This is a genomic window from Garicola koreensis (genome assembly GCF_014195445.1).
Classification (GTDB): domain Bacteria; phylum Actinomycetota; class Actinomycetes; order Actinomycetales; family Micrococcaceae; genus Nesterenkonia; species Nesterenkonia koreensis.
Map to the genome: position 1 here is coordinate 302382 of NZ_JACIBT010000001.1, position 14803 is coordinate 317184.

Genomic DNA, 14803 nt, shown 5'->3' on the forward strand with positions numbered 1-14803 from the left:
TTCTTATGCCCACGATCACTGAACGTGCCCACCAGCTGGCAGACGCCCACGAGTCCGGTCACACGGTGGTGCTGCCCACCGTGTGGGACGCCTGGAGCGCGCGCGTCGCAGCGGATGCGGGATTCGCCGGCCTCACCGTCGGCAGCCATCCCGTGGCAGATGCCATCGGCAGCGCCGACGGGGAGAACATGGACTTCGCAGACTACCTCGCGGTGGTCCGGCGGATCGTCGATTCTGTGGAGGTGCCCGTCAGCGTCGACGTGGAGTCCGGCTACGGGCTGGAGCCGGCGGAGCTGATTCACCGACTGTTGGAGGTGGGCGCGGTCGGGGCCAACATTGAAGACGTCGTCCACGCCCAGGGCAAGCGTGTCCGCGAGCCGCAGGAGCACGCGGACTACATCGGTGCCGCCCGCGCCGCCGCCGACGAAGCCGGGGTGGCGTTCGTAATCAATGGGCGCACCGATGCGGTCAAGCTCGGTGCGGGCGTCTTCGCAGACCCGGTGCAGGAAGCAGCTGACCGTATGCAGCTGATGGAGCAGGCAGGTGCCCGCGCCGTCTACCCGGTGGGGTTGAAGACTGCCGATCAGGTGGCACGCCTGGTCGGCGCCGTCACCATCGCCGTCAACGTGACGGCCCACCCGGTGGACGGCCACGGAGCCGGTGACCTCAACGCGCTCAAGGACCTGGGGGTGCGTCGAGTCACCTTCGGTCCCCTGTGGCAGAAGTGGCTCGCCGACTCCTCAGCCGATCAGCTGTCGAAGTGGGCACCCTGAGCCAGCACGAGATCAGCCCTCGTGGCGGAAACCGATCTTCACTGTGACCTGCCAATGGGCGATGCTGTTCTCCTCCACATGGCCGCGGACTGACTGCACTTCGAACCATGCCAGGTTCCGCAGCGTCCTGGAGGCCTCCTGAACGGCATTGGAGACAGCATCGTCGGAGCTCTCGGTGGATGTGCCGACAATTTCGGTGATGTTGTACACGTTGCTCGTCATGGTTCCTCCTGAAGGTAATTTCCCGCGTGAACAGCTGCGGGACGTGGTACACGTCACCGTACGGGAGCAGAGCCGACCGGTCTACCCGCGTGCAGATGCTCTGCGCCAAGCTGGTCGACGTCGGTCACACCCATCAGCCCGAGGCTGATGTCCAGCTCCGCGGCGAAGTAGTCCAGCACACTCTGCACTCCAGCGCTGCCGTCAAGAGCCAGCCCATAGAGGTAGGGCCGTCCGATGCCCACGACAGAGGCGCCCAGTGCCAGTGCCTTGATCGCGTCCGAGGCGGTGCGTACTCCGCTGTCGAAGATCAGTGGCAGCTCGTCGCCGACAGCCTCTCGGACATCCACCAACGAGTTCAGCGAGGCAGCGGCGCCGTCGAGCTGGCGTCCGCCGTGATTGGAGACCCACAGGGCATCGACTCCCAGACGCTGGGCCTCTCGGGCATCCTCAGGGTGCTGGATCCCTTTCACGACGATGGGCAAGTCGGTGATCTCCCGCAGTCGGGCCACCTCTGACCACCCCAGGTCAGTGCGGGAGAAGGTCTCCAGGAAAGTCTCCACCGCCGCCCGCGGATAGGGCGAGCGCAGGTTCTCGCGCAGTCTGCCCGGGTAGCGCCTGGACATGCCGAGCAGCGCACGCACTGCAGCCGCGGTGGGACGCTGAGCATCAGCGGTGTCGGTCTGCCCAGCGTCGGCGCGCACCCGAGCCTCGACGAGCTTGGAGAACTCCGGATCTGAGGTGTACTGACCGATCCCCATCCCATGGGCGAAGGGCAGAAAGCCGTTGTCCAGATCTCGGGTGCGCCAGCCCAACATGAATGTGTCCAACGTGAGAACGATGGCCGAGGCCCCAGCTGCCTCAGCGCGACGCACCATACTGAACGCCACCTCATCACTGCTGCCCCAATACAGCTGATAGAACCAGGGCGCAGCGGACATTTCAGCGGCAATCTCCTCCATCGGCACAGAGGCCTGGGTGGAGACCGTCATCGGGGTGCCTGTTCGCGCAGCGGCTTCGGCAGTGGCCAGATCCGCCCGGGGGTGGACCATTTCAGCCACGCCGATCGGTGCCAGCAGAAAGGGCGAGGGCAGCTGCAGGCCCAACAGCTCCACACCGATGCGGCGGGTGGTGACTGGGGTGGCCATACGCGGCACCAGCTGCCACCGGTCGAAGGCGCTGCGGTTGGCTTCTGCCGTGGTCTCCCTGCCGGCTGAACCATCGATGTAGCCCCGCGCCCGGGAAGACATTGCTGCAGCGGCGGCCGTGTGCAGCGCATCAGCGTTCACCGGCACCCGCGGACGGCGTCCATAGAGCCCAGCCCGGTAGATGAGGTTCTGCATTCGCCGGCCGGGCTGCAGCTGATCAGACATGTGTCTCCTCTGGGATATCTCTGCCAGTCCTATCACGAATCCACTGCGCTCGCCGCAGGCTGTGGAGAAGTTATCCACAGATTGCGATCAGGGGTAGCGGCGGCAGTCAGCCGCGCACGATGATCAGGACATGACATTCGAAGACCTTCCACCAAACTGGACCGAACTGCCCCTCTCAACCCCCAACCTCGCCGGCGATGTCGTCGACCTCGTCCTCAGTGAATCCCTGCGTGCGGACAACACCATGCTGATGCTGCCCTGCGACGATCAGGACATTGGACTTCCCACCCCGATCGCTCTGGAGGACACCGACTGGTTCGCTGATGCTTCGCAACGCCGGGAGATGGTGCAGGCGCTCGCCGAAATCGGGGCGCCCTCTGCGGTGATCGCTGTCTCCTCCTCACGTCGGCTGCCGGCGGAGGTGGTCACCACGTGGCACGACGAGGCACACACAGCCTTCGCAGCCACCAGCACTCGTCTGATCGGGTTCTTCTGCGCCTGGTCTGGCCACGTGAATCAGCTGCCCGCCCCTCGCTGATAGTCCGGGCCTGTCCTACATTGGACCTATGATTGGTCGCCGGCGTTGGCATCTGCGCGTGGCAGTTCTGGTCCTGCTCTGGGCCGCTGCCGCAGTGGTCGTGGCGATCATCCACCCGTTCATCCCGGCTGCGCGATGGCTGATGGTCCATGTGCTGGTGCTGGGGGTCGCCGCCAACGCGATCGTCATCTGGAGCTCCTACTTCGCTGACGCGCTGCTGCGCACTCGCCGAATCGGCCACCGCAGGGAAGCCCTGACCCTGCTCATCCTCAACCCCGGGATTGTGGCTGTGGGAGCCGGGGTCGTGACCGGATGGTATCCGGTGCTGATGATCGGTGCGGCGCTGATCGCTGCCGCTGCCCTCCTCCACGGCGTCGGACTATGGTTGCAGAGCCGTGGGACGTTGGCCTCCCGCTTCTCCGTCACCGTTCGCTACTACATCACCGCGGCCCTCTGCCTGCCGGTGGGCGGGTGGCTCGGTGTGGAGATGGTCCGTGGCAGCCAAGAGATGTTCGCCCAGCTGCTCTTCGCCCACATCGGACTCAACGTGCTGGGCTTTGTGGGGCTGACAGTCGCCGGCACCCTGCTCACCTTCTGGCCGACCATGCTGCGGACCCAGATCGAAGCCGGGGCAGAGCGGGCGGTCGCCCGCGCCTGGTGGCTGCTGGTGCTCGGACTGCTGATCATCACCGGCAGCTCGGCCCTCGACTCCCCGTGGGCGGTCGCCGTCGGTGTGCTGGTCTATATTGCTGGTCTGGCCGTCATCGGCGTCTCCCTGGTCCGTGCGGCCGCCGCCCGTGCGCCCTCCCACTTTGGGCCATGGTCGGTGGCCTTCAGCCTGGGCTGGTGGGTCGGCAGCCTCGTGATCCTGACGCTGATGCTCATCTCAGCTGAGTCCATGAGTGATGCAGTGGGCTCGGTACGCAGTCTCACCGCGCCCTTTGCTCTCGGGTTCCTCGCCCAGCTGATCGCCGGTGCGCTGTCCTATCTGCTGCCCGTGGTGCTGGGCGGAGGCCCCGGCGTGACGCGGCGGACGACTGCGCTTCTGGACCGCGGCCGGTGGGTCCGGCTGGTGGTGCTCAACGGTGCAGCTCTGCTGGCACTGATCCCGGCACCCCCACCAATGCAGCTGAGCCTTTCCTTCCTGGCAGCTTCGGCTCTGGTGATGTTCCTGGTGCTCGCGGTGCGTGCCATCATCGCCGCAGTGCGGAAGGAGACCGCCCCTCGTCCGGTGGATGCCTGACACTGTGCCGACCGCCGACCGCCGACCGCCGAAGGGTGTCCGGTAGTCTGGATAGGCTGTACCTGCAGCCGCTTGGGCTGACTGATCTGCTGAGCCGACCGAGAGGACATGATGGCCATGGCACCTGCAGTGATCGACAGCGACCTGCCGCTGGTGGCGGCCCCGATGGCCGGTGGGCCCAGCAGCCTGCAGCTGGCCGAAGCCGTGGGCCGAGCCGGCGGTTTTCCCTTCCTGGCCGCCGCCAACGCCGACCCCGCAACGATGACCGCCCAGATCGAGCAGGCCCGCACCTGGGGCGTCTCCTTCGGGGTGAACCTCTTCATCGTCGGGGAGGCGCCCAACGAGGCCGAACCGGTGGAACAGTATCGCAGAGCTTTGGCCCCACAGGCGGCGAAGTACGGCATGGACCTGCATATCCCGCAGTTGGACGACGACGACCAGTGGCCGCAGAAGGTGGAGCTGCTGTGTCAGAACCCGGTGCCTGTGGTCTCCTTCACCTTCGGTCTGCCGCCTGCCCAGCAGATCAGTCGGCTGCGCCGGGCCGGCAGCGCAGTCTGGGCAACGGTCACCACCGCGGCAGAGGCCCAAGCCGCCCAGGAGGCCGGCGTCGATGCCCTGGTCGTGCAGGGCCCAGCAGCCGGAGGTCACAGCGGCACCTGGGACCCTGCGCGGGTGATTGACGACAGGCCGACCGCAGAGGTGGTGCGCGACGTCGACGCCGTGACCAAATTGCCGCTGATTGCCGCTGGAGGCGTCGACGGACCGAGCGCGGTGCGCACACTGCTTCAGGCTGGGGCCGCGGCGGTGCAGGTCGGCACGCTTCTGCTGCGCACCGAAGAGTCCGGTGCTTCGCAGCTGCACAAAGATGCCCTCGCCTCCGAGCATTTTGCCGAAACCGTGGTGACCCGGGCCTTCACCGGCCGCCCGGCCCGCGGGCTGCGCAACGGCTTCGTCGACGCCTACGAGCCCCACGCAGTCACCGGCTACCCGGCCGTGCACCACATGACCCGGGAACTGCGCCGCCGTGCCGCTGCTGCCGGCGACGTCGATGGTGCCCACTTCTGGGCGGGAACCGGCTACCGGTCAGCCGCTGAGGGCCCGGTGGCGCGCACGATTCGCCACCTCGCCGCCGCAGTGCGGTGAGGCCCGCGGTGAGGCGAGGGACATTGACTCCGCGTTGAGCTGGGGGGTGCACTATAGCTGTATGAGAAGAGACGACGTTGACGATCCCGTCGCAGCAGCCTTCGCCGCTGTGGCCAGGGAAGATTTTCTCCCCGATGAGGTTCGCGGGCTGGCCGCTGAAGATCAGCCGGTACCGCTGGGCCACGGGCAGACCAACTCGCAGCCGCGCACTGTGGCGAATATGCTGCGGCTGCTCGGCGCGCAACCGGGCCACAGAGTGCTCGACGTCGGTGCCGGATCCGGGTGGAGCACCGCACTTCTGGGGCACATAGTCGGTGAGACCGGTGCGGTCCTCGGCACCGAACTGGTCCCGGAGCTCACCCAGGATGCTGCCGGCGCGCTAGGGAAGTACCCGATGAGCTGGGTGCGAGTCCGCCAAGCAGACCCAGAGGTGCTCGGAGCCCCCGACGAGGCGCCGTTCGACCGGATACTCGTCTCCGCCGAGGCTGCGGAGCTGCCGGACCAGCTGGTGGCACAACTGGCCGAGGGCGGGACGATGGTGATCCCGGTGCGCAGTCAGATGCTGCACGTGGAGAAGCGGGGCGAGGACATCGTCACCACCCGACACGGCCCCTACAGCTTCGTACCGCTGCGCTGAGCTGTCTCACCGCCTGGCTGCCAGGGCGGCGCTCCAACTGCCGTAGGCGTTGCGAATCGCAGCCCCCGAGGGCCGGTCGCTGCGGCCCCGCAGCTTCTGCTCACCCTGCCACTTCACATACCCCTGGTAGGTGGCGGCGGACCCGTCATCGTCGGCGGCTGCTGCGAAATCAGCGACCGCAGACTGAAAGTCTTCGGCGGTGAACCGGGCCTTGCCGAACGTCGAGTTCTTCGGCGTGGACGAGGTCGCCAGCCCGGCCTGCTCCAGGGCTGCGTTCCACGAGCCGCCGGCACGCTTTAAGGCGGTGGTGCTTCCCACCGGCCACAGCGTCCGGCCCTTGCCGCCATGAATCTGATGGGCGGTGAGGAACGCTGTGCGCAGCTGGTCATAGCGGGCCGTCGAGAGGGTCAGCGATGCGTCTGTCTCCAGGCGTTCGCGGCCGGCTTGGATAGTATCGAGCACAGTGGCCGCCAGCGGTGCGGATCCCTGGTCGTTCAGCATGGTAGTCACCGCTTGGACCAGCTGAGGGTCAAGCGCCTGCCTCCCCGGCGTCGCTGGGGTGTCAGCTGTGAGGCTGCGCCCCAGTATGAACCACAGACTGGCGTCGACAGCGCTGCGCGGCACCTGTGCTCTGCTCATCGTCGCTCGGCCCTACTTGCCCAGCACGTTCGGGTGGGCGCTGCGTCGGCCGTCCTCGCCCCTGTCCAACGCCGCGATTGCCGCCATATCGGTGTCAGTGAGTTCAAAGCTGAAGACATCGGCGTTCTGCCGCATCCGCTCTTCACGATCAGATTTGGGGATGACGACGTCTCCGCGCTGAATGTGCCAGCGCAGCACCACCTGAGCCGGGCTGCGGCCCAGCCGCTCGGCGATGCCGCTGATCACCGGATCGGTGAGCTCATCGCCCTTGCCCAATGGGCTCCACGCCTCGATGGCGATCCCGTGGGACTTCGCGAACTCGCGCACCTCGTTGTTGGCGAAGTAGGGGTGAACTTCGATCTGGTTGACCGCGGGCACGACGCCGGTGGCCCCGATGATCCGGTCCAGGTGATCGGGCTGAAAGTTGGAGACGCCGATGGAGGCGGCCCGGCCGGAATCGCGCAGCTCGATCAGCGTTTCCCAGGTGTGGAGGTAGTCGATCTGCAGAAACGGCATTGGCCAGTGAATGAGGAACAGATCTACGTAGTCCAGCCCCATGCGCCGAAGCGACTCAGTGAAGGTGCGTCGCGCATCGGCGGGATCATGATTGGGATTGTGCAGCTTGGTGGTGACAAAGATGTCCTCGCGCGCCACTCCGGAGGCCCGGATGCCCTCACCGACCTCAGCCTCGTTGCCATACATTTGGGCGGTGTCCACATGCCGGTAGCCGATTTGCAGGGCTGCGGCGACGGAGGCCGCCGGGGTGGCCGCCTGGGACGTCCCGAAGCCGAGCTGCGGCAGCTGTGCTCCGGAGTTGAGCTCAATCGTCGTCGTCATGCTCCTACCCTACGGCGAGACGGATGGTGCCGTCGTGGTCGACCCGGGGGAGCAGCGGCGTCTGCGGCGCCGGGTCGGTGGCCAGCCGACCATAGGTGAGCACGTCCACGCGCTGGCCCTGGTGGATGAACTTCTTGCGCTCCAGCCCCTCGGGCACGAAACCGGCGGCCACAGCGACCCGGCCCGACGCCGGATTGTTCGCCCGGTGCCCCAGCTCCAGGCGTTGGAACCCACCGGTGCTCAGCGCCCAGGCAGCCACTGTGGCGGCGGCCCGCGAGGTGATGCCCTGCCCGCGGAAGTCCGGGTGCATCCAGTAGAAGAACCAACCCAACTTGTGCGCGTCAGCGCCGTTGATGCCGACAACGCCTGCGCACCGGGCGCCGACCTGCACCCCGAACCCGGCGTTGCCCTGCTCAGCCGAGGTGAGGAACTCGATGTACGCGGTGGCCGAGTCACGGTCTCTGACATCACCCTGGTGCTGCATCTGTGGGTCCGCCAGGAAACCGGCGAGCACCTCATCGGCGTCCTGGGTGCTCAGGGGCCTCAGGGTCACAGCACGCTGCATGCTCTCAGCGTATCGGGTGGAATGTGCGCCGGGGGCTGCGTGTTGTGGCCGGTATGCGTGCAATGGCTTACCGCGAATACGGACAACCGCAGGACCTGGAGCTGATGGACCTGCCGACACCGAAGGTCGCACCCGGCACGGTGCTGATCAGGGTCGAGCATGCCTCGGTGAACCCAGTCGATTGGAAGGTCCTCTCCGGAGGGTTGGATGAGATGCTCGACGTCGTCTTCCCGGTGGTCCCCGGGTGGGACGTTGCTGGAACGGTCGAAGCCGTGGGCCCCGACGCCCCCGAGTTCGCCGTCGGCGACCGGGTGGCCGCCTATGCCCGCAAAGATTTCGTCCACGGGGGCACCTACGCAGAGTTCGTCTCAGCACCGGCCACCTCTGTGGCGCACATCCCCGACGACGTGGAGACCAGCACCGCTGCCGGGCTGCCGCTGGTGGGACTGACTGCCCTGCGCACTTTAGAAGCGCTGAACGTCACCGCCGATGACACGCTGCTCATCCATGCCGCCTCCGGGGGAGTGGGGCACATTGCGGCGCAGCTGGCCGCCGAACTCGGCGCCACGGTGATCGGCACCGCCGCTGAGTCCAACCACGCAAAGCTCAGCGAGCTCGGGGTGACCCCGGTTTCCTATGGCGAGGGTCTCACGGAGCGTCTTGGGCACCTGGCCCCGGACGGGGTGACCGCCGTGGCGGATTTCGTCGGAGGGGTGCTGGACCAGAGTGTCGCGGTCCTCAAGGAGCCCGGGCGCATCGCGTCGGTGGCTGATCCCGGGGTCCTGGAGCACGGCGGCCGGTTCATCTGGGTCCGTCCCGACGGCCCACGCCTGCAGACTCTGCTCCACAAGATCAGCGAAGGGCGGCTGAGAGTCAGCATCGACTCCGTCTACCCGCTGGAGCAGGCGGCCGAGGCGATGGAGCACAGTCAGCGTGGGGCCAGCGGCAAAATCCTCATCGACGTCGCCGGCTGATCAGCATTCGACCACGTTGACGGCCAGACCGCCCAGGGCGGTCTCCTTGTACTTATGCGACATGTCTTTGCCGGTCTCGGCCATGGTGGTGATGACCTCATCGAGGCTCACCCGGTGCTCGCCGTCGCCCATCAGTGACATGCGCGCGGCGTTGACAGCTTTGGTGGCGGCGATCGCGTCGCGCTCGATGCAGGGGACCTGCACCAGTCCGCTGATGGGGTCGCAGGTCAGGCCCAGGTTGTGTTCCATGGCGATCTCTGCGGCGTTCTCCACCTGGGCCGGTGTCCCGCCCAGCACCTCGCACAGTCCGGCGGCAGCCATGGAGGAGGCCGAGCCGACCTCACCCTGACAGCCGACTTCGGCCCCGGAGATGGAGGCCTGCTCCTTGTACAGCACGCCGATGGCGGCGGCGGTGAGCAGATAGGTGGTCACGATGTGGCGCAGATTCGCCTGATCCGCAAAGCTGGCGCCGGCTCCGTAGTGGGTGGCATAGAAGCCCACCGCCGGTATAATCCCTGCCGCGCCGTTGGTGGGGGCGGTGACCACCCGGCCGCCGGAGGCGTTCTCCTCGTTGACAGCCAGTGCCACCAGGTTCACCCACTCCTGCCAGTAGGCGTGCGAGCGATCCGGGTCCTGCTGCCAGAGTTTGGCGTGCCAGCCTGGTGCGCGGTGCTTCACATTCAGCCCGCCGGGCAGCGTGCCCTCGCGCTCCAGGGCCGAGTTCTTGCACGCCTCCATCACCTCCCAGAGGTGCCAGATCCCGTCCAGGACCTGTTGCTCGCTGCGGCGGACGCACTCATTGGCCAGCATGATCTGCGAGACGGCCAGTCCGGTGCGCTCGCAGTGGTTGAACAGTTCCTCCGAGGCGCGGAAGGGGTAGGGGATCGTGGTGGTCTCAGCGCTGAGTTCGCTTGTCGGATCATCAGATTCGGCGACCACGAACCCGCCGCCGACCGAGTAGTAGGTCTCCTGAGCGATCAGCTCATCGGCGGCCCAGCCCTCAAGGCCCAGCAGAATGGCGGTGAACGACCCGTGCCCGGCACCAGTGGCTGACAGAGACCCGAAGAGCTCCACCTGAATGCCGCTGAGCCGATCCAGCTCGCCGTCGTCGATCAGCTTCTGCGAGACAAACCGCTGTGCAGCCCGCATCGACCCCACAGTGTGGGAGGAGGAGGGCCCCACCCCCACACTGAACAGATCAAAGAGACTGATCGCCATGGATCCAGACTACGCGCGAACAGAAGGCATAGGAACAGCACAGACGGCGCACGGAGCCGTGCCGGGGATTACCAGGCACCCTCGCGCTCATGGCCAGGGCACCAGTTCGACGCGGGGACAGTTCGTCTGACCTCCTCGACATGGTGGCCGCATCCCTCCCACGTCGTCCTGCCGCAGACGCTGCAGGTGATCGCTTGGCACATGGTGGGGTCTCCCTCCAAGAGGTCTCGATGGTGACTGAATCACGGGTGGACGGATTCTATCTCACGCCGTTTCTGCCACAGCTGGGAGGCAGGTGCAGGCACCGGTACGGGAAGCGGATTTCACCCTTGTCATATACCCTATGGGGGTATAGGGTATTTAGGAGTTGGGTCGGCTACCGCGACCCTGCAATCGGCGAGGAAAGGATCTCTCATGGCAGCTGCGACGAAGAACTACACGGTTGAGGGTATGACCTGCGGTCACTGCAAGGCCTCCGTGGAAGAGGAAGTGGGCGAGATTGCTGGTGTGACCTCGGTCGAAGCCACCGTTGATGACGGCCGGGTCGCTGTCAGCGGCGACAATTTCACCGATGAGGACATTATGGCCGCCGTCAAGGAAGCTGGCTACACCGTCAATCTCTGATCGCTGACTGATAGAAGGACTGATGGCTGATGGCCCAGACCCAACCGCTGGTTGACTTCACCGAGGTGGATCTTGGGGTGACCGGGATGACGTGCACCTCGTGCTCCTCACGGGTGGAGCGCAAGCTCAACAAACTTGACGGCGTGGAGGCCTCGGTAAACTTCTCCACCGAGACGGCCTCGGTGAAGTACGAGGCCGGCAAGGCAGATCCGGCCCAGCTCATCGACGTGGTGCGTGCGGCCGGGTACGACGCGTTCGCCATGGCGGAGGAGAACACTGCCGATGGTGGAGATTCCGCCGCCCATCCCGCAGCTGCGGCCGCCCCGCAGGACCAGATCCGGGCCGCCCGGGAACGTGAGGCCACAGACCTGAAGCAGCGACTGATCGGCTCAGCGCTCCTGACCGTTCCGATCACCCTGCTGAGCATGGTCCCCGCGTGGCAGTTCACCAACTGGCAGTGGGCAGTGCTGGCGATGACCACCCTGGTCTACTTCTGGAGCGGAGCCCCGTTCCATCAGGCCACCATCACCAATATTCGGCACGGGGCGGTCACCATGGACACCCTGATCACGCTGGGAACGACTGCCGCCTACCTGTGGTCGGTGTGGGCCCTGTTCTTCGGCAGTGCCGGCGAACCCGGCATGACCATGCAGATGCATCTGCTGCCCAGCGACTCCACGATGGATGAGATCTACCTGGAGACCGCAGCAGTGGTCATCACGTTCCTGCTGCTGGGCCGGTGGTTCGAGACCAAGGCCAAAGGAAGCTCCTCGGCAGCGCTGCGCACTCTGCTGGATATGGGCGCCAAAGACGCCGTGGTGCTGCGTGACGGCGCCGAAGTCCGCGTGCCGGTCAGTCAGCTGACGGTCGGCGAGGTGTTCGTCGTCCGACCGGGGGAGAAGATCGCAACGGACGGCCGTGTGCTGCAGGGTTCATCCGCAGTCGATGAGTCCATGCTCACCGGTGAGTCAGTGCCGGTGGAGGCGACCGCAGGGACCCGGGTCACCGGTGCGACCCTCAACACGTCCGGGCGCCTGATGGTGGAGGTCACGCGCATCGGCTCCGACACCACGCTGTCCCAAATGGCGAAGCTGGTGACCGACGCCCAGGCCAAGAAGGCTCCGGTGGAGCGCCTGGTCGACCGGATCTCCCAAGTCTTCGTGCCCACCGTCATCCTCATCTCGCTGCTCACGCTGGCTGCCCACATCATGGTGGGCAACGGGGTGGCCACCGCCTTCGCCGCAGCCGTGGCAGTGCTGATCATCGCCTGCCCATGTGCGCTGGGACTGGCGACTCCGACAGCCATCCTCGTCGGCACCGGCCGCGGCGCCCAGATGGGGCTTCTGATCAAGGGGCCAGAGATCCTGGAATCGACCAAGAAGGTCGACACCATCGTGCTGGACAAGACTGGCACCGTCACCTCCGGGGTCATGTCTGTTGGCGGCATCACCGCCGCCGCGGACTTCGACGCCGAGGAGGTGCTCGCCCGGGCTGCCGCTGTGGAAGCTGCCTCCGAACACCCCATCGCCGAGGCCATCGTCGCCGAGGCCCAGCGTGTGGGGCCGGTCCCGGCGGTCACTGATTTCACCAACACCGCAGGCCAAGCTGTCACCGGCACTGTTCAGGGGTCCACGGTGCGAGTCGGCCGTCCTGCCGGGGCGCTGTCAGCAGAGCTGCAGGACGCGTTCGGTGACGCCCAGAACTTAGGCGGCACACCGGTGGTGATACAGATTGATGGCTCCGATGCCGGGGTGATCACCGTGCGCGACACCGTCAAGCCCACCTCTGCCGAGGCGGTCCAGGGCCTGAAGGACCTGGGGCTGACTCCGTGGCTGCTGACCGGCGACAACGCCGGGGCGGCTCGGGCGGCGGCGCAGGAGGTCGGCATCGACTCGACCCATGTCATCGCTGAGGTGATGCCCGAGCACAAGGTGGCCCACGTCGAAGAGCTGCAGGCACAGGGGCGAAACGTGGCGATGGTCGGTGACGGGGTCAACGACGCCGCTGCTCTGGCCAGTGCTGATCTGGGCCTGGCCATGGGCGCAGGAACCGATGTGGCCATTGAGGCCAGCGACATCACCCTGATGAACAACGACCTGCGTTCCACCGTTGATGCGATCCGACTCTCGCGCAGGACTCTTGGCACGATCAGGGGAAACCTGTTCTGGGCCTTCGCCTATAACGTGGCACTGATCCCGGTCGCCGCACTCGCCCTGCTGAATCCGATGCTGGCAGGTGTGGCGATGGCGTTCTCCAGTGTCTTCGTCGTCGGCAACAGTCTTCGACTGCGCAGCTTCCGCACCTGGTCAACCACCGCTGCCAGCGCCGATCTCGACGAAGACCAGCAGCCGGCGGAACGGCTCAGAACCGGCGGGTGAGGCGGCGGCGCACCGGGCGCCCGTCGGGATCAAACATGGTGCGGTAGAGCGGAGATGCCAGGGCCAGCTGCCAGGCGGAGCCCTGCTGGAGATCATGGCGACGCAACCGACCCGGCGGGCGGGATCCGACCTGTCCGCCCTCGTGCCAGAGGTCCAGAGCCTCGGCACTGTCCCGGATCACCTGCGCCGCCTGGGTGGGGTCGATCAGGTCGGCGTCGTCACCCTCGTGCCGGTGCAGATGCTCGCGCATCAGCTGCAGCCGCAGCTGCCTGGCAAATCGACGGGGCCGCTCTGCGGTGTCGCCGGGCCCTGCAGCGGTGGCTGATTCGATGGGATGCCGCGAGTCTGTGTCGCCGTCGAGCACCGCGACGCTGAGCTCGGAGTCATGGGTCCAGGAGCGGCGGTTGAGGTTGGCACTTCCGACGCTGGCCCACACATCATCGATGATGACGACTTTGGCATGGACATAGATCGGGGCGCCGTCGGCCTTTTCGATGTCCAGCACGGTGAGGCGATCGCGCACGCTGGGGCGCAGCGCTCGTATCGGCAGGCCGCGACCCAACAGGGAGGGCGGCAGTTTGAGCAGGCCTTCCTGATCCGGGTGACGGGGTCTGACGGCGATGATGTGCAGTGCCGGATTTCGGTGCAGCGCTTCGTCCAGCACCTCGCCGACTTCGCTGGACCATAAGTACTGGTCTTCGATGTAGACCAGGTGCCGGGCGTGCTGCAGCGCCTTGACGAACCCGCGGGCCACGCTGAATTCGCCCTGCGGCGCGAACGGGTAGGCACGTGTGCGGCGGCGGTGCGGGTAGGTGCGCAGCAGCTGAACGGTGGCACCGCCGCCGTCGACCGGCGGCGGTGGGGGAGTCGGGGCGGGCAGTGCGGAGGGGCGCTGCGGCAGTCCGGAGAGCTGGTCTGCGTGGCGGTGCCACGGCAGCAGCGTCATCGGCTGAGGGTCGGACCAGCGTTCCCGAAAGACCTGTTCGACCTGGCCGACTGCCGGGCCGCGGATCTGCAGGTGCACATCATGCCAGGCCGGTGTGCTGCCGTAGGCGTCAGTGAAGTCCCGCGGCAGCGGATCGCCGCCATGGTCCCAATCATCGGCACGTGAGCGGGCCAAGTCCAGCCCGCCCACGAAGGCCACGTCCCGTCCGGGGTCCGCCGGTCGGCGGATCACAATGAACTTCTGGTGCTGGCTGCCGAACCGGCGGACCCGATGGTCCAGCAGGATCGCACCGCCGGCGCGATTTACCATCTGGGCGAGTTCCTTGTTCTTCTCCCACGAGCCCACCAGCCACGAGGGGTGGGAGCGCCACAGCAGCCCGCGCACGCTCGCGCCCGACTCGGCAGCGCGGACCAGGGCGTCTGCGACGCTGAGATCGGCGTCGATCAGCTGTTCTGCGTCCATCCGCCACCCAGCCAGCAGCACCAGGTCGCCCTCGCCGACGTCGTGCAGCTGGCGAACCAGGCGGGGAAAATACTCTGAGCCGTGGATGAGCGTGCGCACTGCGTTGGACTCGGTCCAGGGCTGCAGATCCGTGGCGTCATTGCCCCGTTCAGCATGGGAGAGCAGCCAATCCGAGTTCCACTGCGGCCACCGGTGGCGCAGCAGCTTCCGGAGGATCCCCATGAGTTTATCTTC

General features: G+C 66.6%; 15 protein-coding genes. 8 read left to right on the plus strand and 7 right to left on the minus strand.

The features are described 5' to 3' along the window. Positions 1 to 5 precede the first annotated feature (5 nt). Complete coding sequence (locus tag FHX47_RS01455; protein ID WP_183357115.1) at positions 6 to 773, plus strand: isocitrate lyase/PEP mutase family protein; 768 nt, start codon at positions 6 to 8, stop codon at positions 771 to 773. 12 nt (positions 774 to 785) lie between these two features. Here FHX47_RS01455 and FHX47_RS01460 read toward each other — a convergent pair whose 3' ends face one another. After that, entirely contained in the window at positions 786 to 995 is a 210-nt protein-coding gene (locus FHX47_RS01460) for a dodecin (protein ID WP_183357116.1), read from the minus strand. Positions 996 to 1048: 53 nt separating this feature from the next. Further along, positions 1049 to 2365, minus strand: a complete 1317-nt coding sequence (locus tag FHX47_RS01465; RefSeq protein WP_183357117.1) for an alpha-hydroxy-acid oxidizing protein — start codon at positions 2363 to 2365, stop codon at positions 1049 to 1051. Positions 2366 to 2495: 130 nt separating this feature from the next. On the opposite strand from FHX47_RS01465, the gene FHX47_RS01470 reads away from it, so the two are divergent. The 4 genes from FHX47_RS01470 (at position 2496) to FHX47_RS01485 (ending at position 5926) form a co-directional block, all read left to right on the plus strand. Then, on the plus strand, positions 2496 to 2903 hold the full coding sequence (locus FHX47_RS01470) for a hypothetical protein (protein WP_183357118.1): 408 nt from the start codon (positions 2496 to 2498) through the stop codon (positions 2901 to 2903). A 58-nt stretch (positions 2904 to 2961) separates the two neighbouring features. Further along, positions 2962 to 4146, plus strand: coding sequence for a hypothetical protein (locus FHX47_RS01475; RefSeq protein WP_183357119.1), 1185 nt, complete (start codon positions 2962 to 2964; stop codon positions 4144 to 4146). A gap of 117 nt (positions 4147 to 4263) precedes the next feature. After that, on the plus strand, positions 4264 to 5289 hold the full coding sequence (locus FHX47_RS01480; protein ID WP_221205959.1) for a nitronate monooxygenase: 1026 nt from the start codon (positions 4264 to 4266) through the stop codon (positions 5287 to 5289). Between the two features lie 61 nt (positions 5290 to 5350). After that, complete coding sequence (locus tag FHX47_RS01485; protein WP_183357121.1) at positions 5351 to 5926, plus strand: protein-L-isoaspartate O-methyltransferase family protein; 576 nt, start codon at positions 5351 to 5353, stop codon at positions 5924 to 5926. A gap of 6 nt (positions 5927 to 5932) precedes the next feature. Here FHX47_RS01485 and FHX47_RS01490 read toward each other — a convergent pair whose 3' ends face one another. From FHX47_RS01490 to FHX47_RS01500, 3 genes are read right to left on the minus strand one after another with little or no spacing between them, the layout of a single operon-like run. Then, complete coding sequence (locus FHX47_RS01490; protein ID WP_183357122.1) at positions 5933 to 6565, minus strand: hypothetical protein; 633 nt, start codon at positions 6563 to 6565, stop codon at positions 5933 to 5935. Between the two features lie 12 nt (positions 6566 to 6577). After that, positions 6578 to 7402 carry an aldo/keto reductase gene (locus tag FHX47_RS01495; RefSeq protein WP_183357123.1) on the minus strand — a complete coding sequence of 275 codons (825 nt, stop codon included), beginning with the start codon at positions 7400 to 7402 and terminating at the stop codon, positions 6578 to 6580. A 4-nt stretch (positions 7403 to 7406) separates the two neighbouring features. Further along, entirely contained in the window at positions 7407 to 7967 is a 561-nt protein-coding gene (locus FHX47_RS01500) for a GNAT family N-acetyltransferase (protein ID WP_183357124.1), read from the minus strand. Positions 7968 to 8020: 53 nt separating this feature from the next. Between FHX47_RS01500 and FHX47_RS01505 the strand changes: the two genes are divergently transcribed. Further along, a complete protein-coding gene (locus tag FHX47_RS01505; RefSeq protein ID WP_183357125.1) occupies positions 8021 to 8941 on the plus strand; it encodes an NADP-dependent oxidoreductase in 921 nt (306 codons plus the stop codon). On the opposite strand, the gene FHX47_RS01510 is transcribed toward FHX47_RS01505, so the two are convergent. Further along, positions 8942 to 10159 (minus strand): L-serine ammonia-lyase, encoded by a 1218-nt coding sequence (locus FHX47_RS01510; protein WP_183357126.1) that lies wholly within the window; start codon positions 10157 to 10159, stop codon positions 8942 to 8944. 414 nt (positions 10160 to 10573) lie between these two features. Between FHX47_RS01510 and FHX47_RS01515 the strand changes: the two genes are divergently transcribed. Both FHX47_RS01515 and FHX47_RS01520 read left to right on the plus strand, forming a co-directional pair. Beyond that, complete coding sequence (locus tag FHX47_RS01515; RefSeq protein WP_183357127.1) at positions 10574 to 10783, plus strand: heavy-metal-associated domain-containing protein; 210 nt, start codon at positions 10574 to 10576, stop codon at positions 10781 to 10783. A 29-nt stretch (positions 10784 to 10812) separates the two neighbouring features. Next, entirely contained in the window at positions 10813 to 13161 is a 2349-nt protein-coding gene (locus tag FHX47_RS01520) for a heavy metal translocating P-type ATPase (RefSeq protein ID WP_183357128.1), read from the plus strand. Here FHX47_RS01520 and FHX47_RS01525 read toward each other — a convergent pair. Continuing rightward, positions 13145 to 14791, minus strand: coding sequence for a phospholipase D family protein (locus tag FHX47_RS01525; RefSeq protein WP_183357129.1), 1647 nt, complete (start codon positions 14789 to 14791; stop codon positions 13145 to 13147). The genes FHX47_RS01520 and FHX47_RS01525 overlap by 17 nt on opposite strands. Between the last annotated feature and the right edge of the window lie 12 nt (positions 14792 to 14803).

Coding starts and splice junctions, on each gene's coding strand:
- FHX47_RS01455 (WP_183357115.1), top strand. CDS start 6: ATGCCCACGATCACTGAACGTGCCCACCAGCTGGCAGACGCCCACGAG.
- FHX47_RS01460 (WP_183357116.1), bottom strand. CDS start 995: ATGACGAGCAACGTGTACAACATCACCGAAATTGTCGGCACATCCACC.
- FHX47_RS01465 (WP_183357117.1), bottom strand. CDS start 2,365: ATGTCTGATCAGCTGCAGCCCGGCCGGCGAATGCAGAACCTCATCTAC.
- FHX47_RS01470 (WP_183357118.1), top strand. CDS start 2,496: ATGACATTCGAAGACCTTCCACCAAACTGGACCGAACTGCCCCTCTCA.
- FHX47_RS01480 (WP_221205959.1), top strand. CDS start 4,264: ATGGCACCTGCAGTGATCGACAGCGACCTGCCGCTGGTGGCGGCCCCG.
- FHX47_RS01485 (WP_183357121.1), top strand. CDS start 5,351: ATGAGAAGAGACGACGTTGACGATCCCGTCGCAGCAGCCTTCGCCGCT.
- FHX47_RS01490 (WP_183357122.1), bottom strand. CDS start 6,565: ATGAGCAGAGCACAGGTGCCGCGCAGCGCTGTCGACGCCAGTCTGTGG.
- FHX47_RS01495 (WP_183357123.1), bottom strand. CDS start 7,402: ATGACGACGACGATTGAGCTCAACTCCGGAGCACAGCTGCCGCAGCTC.
- FHX47_RS01500 (WP_183357124.1), bottom strand. CDS start 7,967: ATGCAGCGTGCTGTGACCCTGAGGCCCCTGAGCACCCAGGACGCCGAT.
- FHX47_RS01505 (WP_183357125.1), top strand. CDS start 8,021: ATGCGTGCAATGGCTTACCGCGAATACGGACAACCGCAGGACCTGGAG.
- FHX47_RS01510 (WP_183357126.1), bottom strand. CDS start 10,159: ATGGCGATCAGTCTCTTTGATCTGTTCAGTGTGGGGGTGGGGCCCTCC.
- FHX47_RS01515 (WP_183357127.1), top strand. CDS start 10,574: ATGGCAGCTGCGACGAAGAACTACACGGTTGAGGGTATGACCTGCGGT.
- FHX47_RS01520 (WP_183357128.1), top strand. CDS start 10,813: ATGGCCCAGACCCAACCGCTGGTTGACTTCACCGAGGTGGATCTTGGG.
- FHX47_RS01525 (WP_183357129.1), bottom strand. CDS start 14,791: ATGGGGATCCTCCGGAAGCTGCTGCGCCACCGGTGGCCGCAGTGGAAC.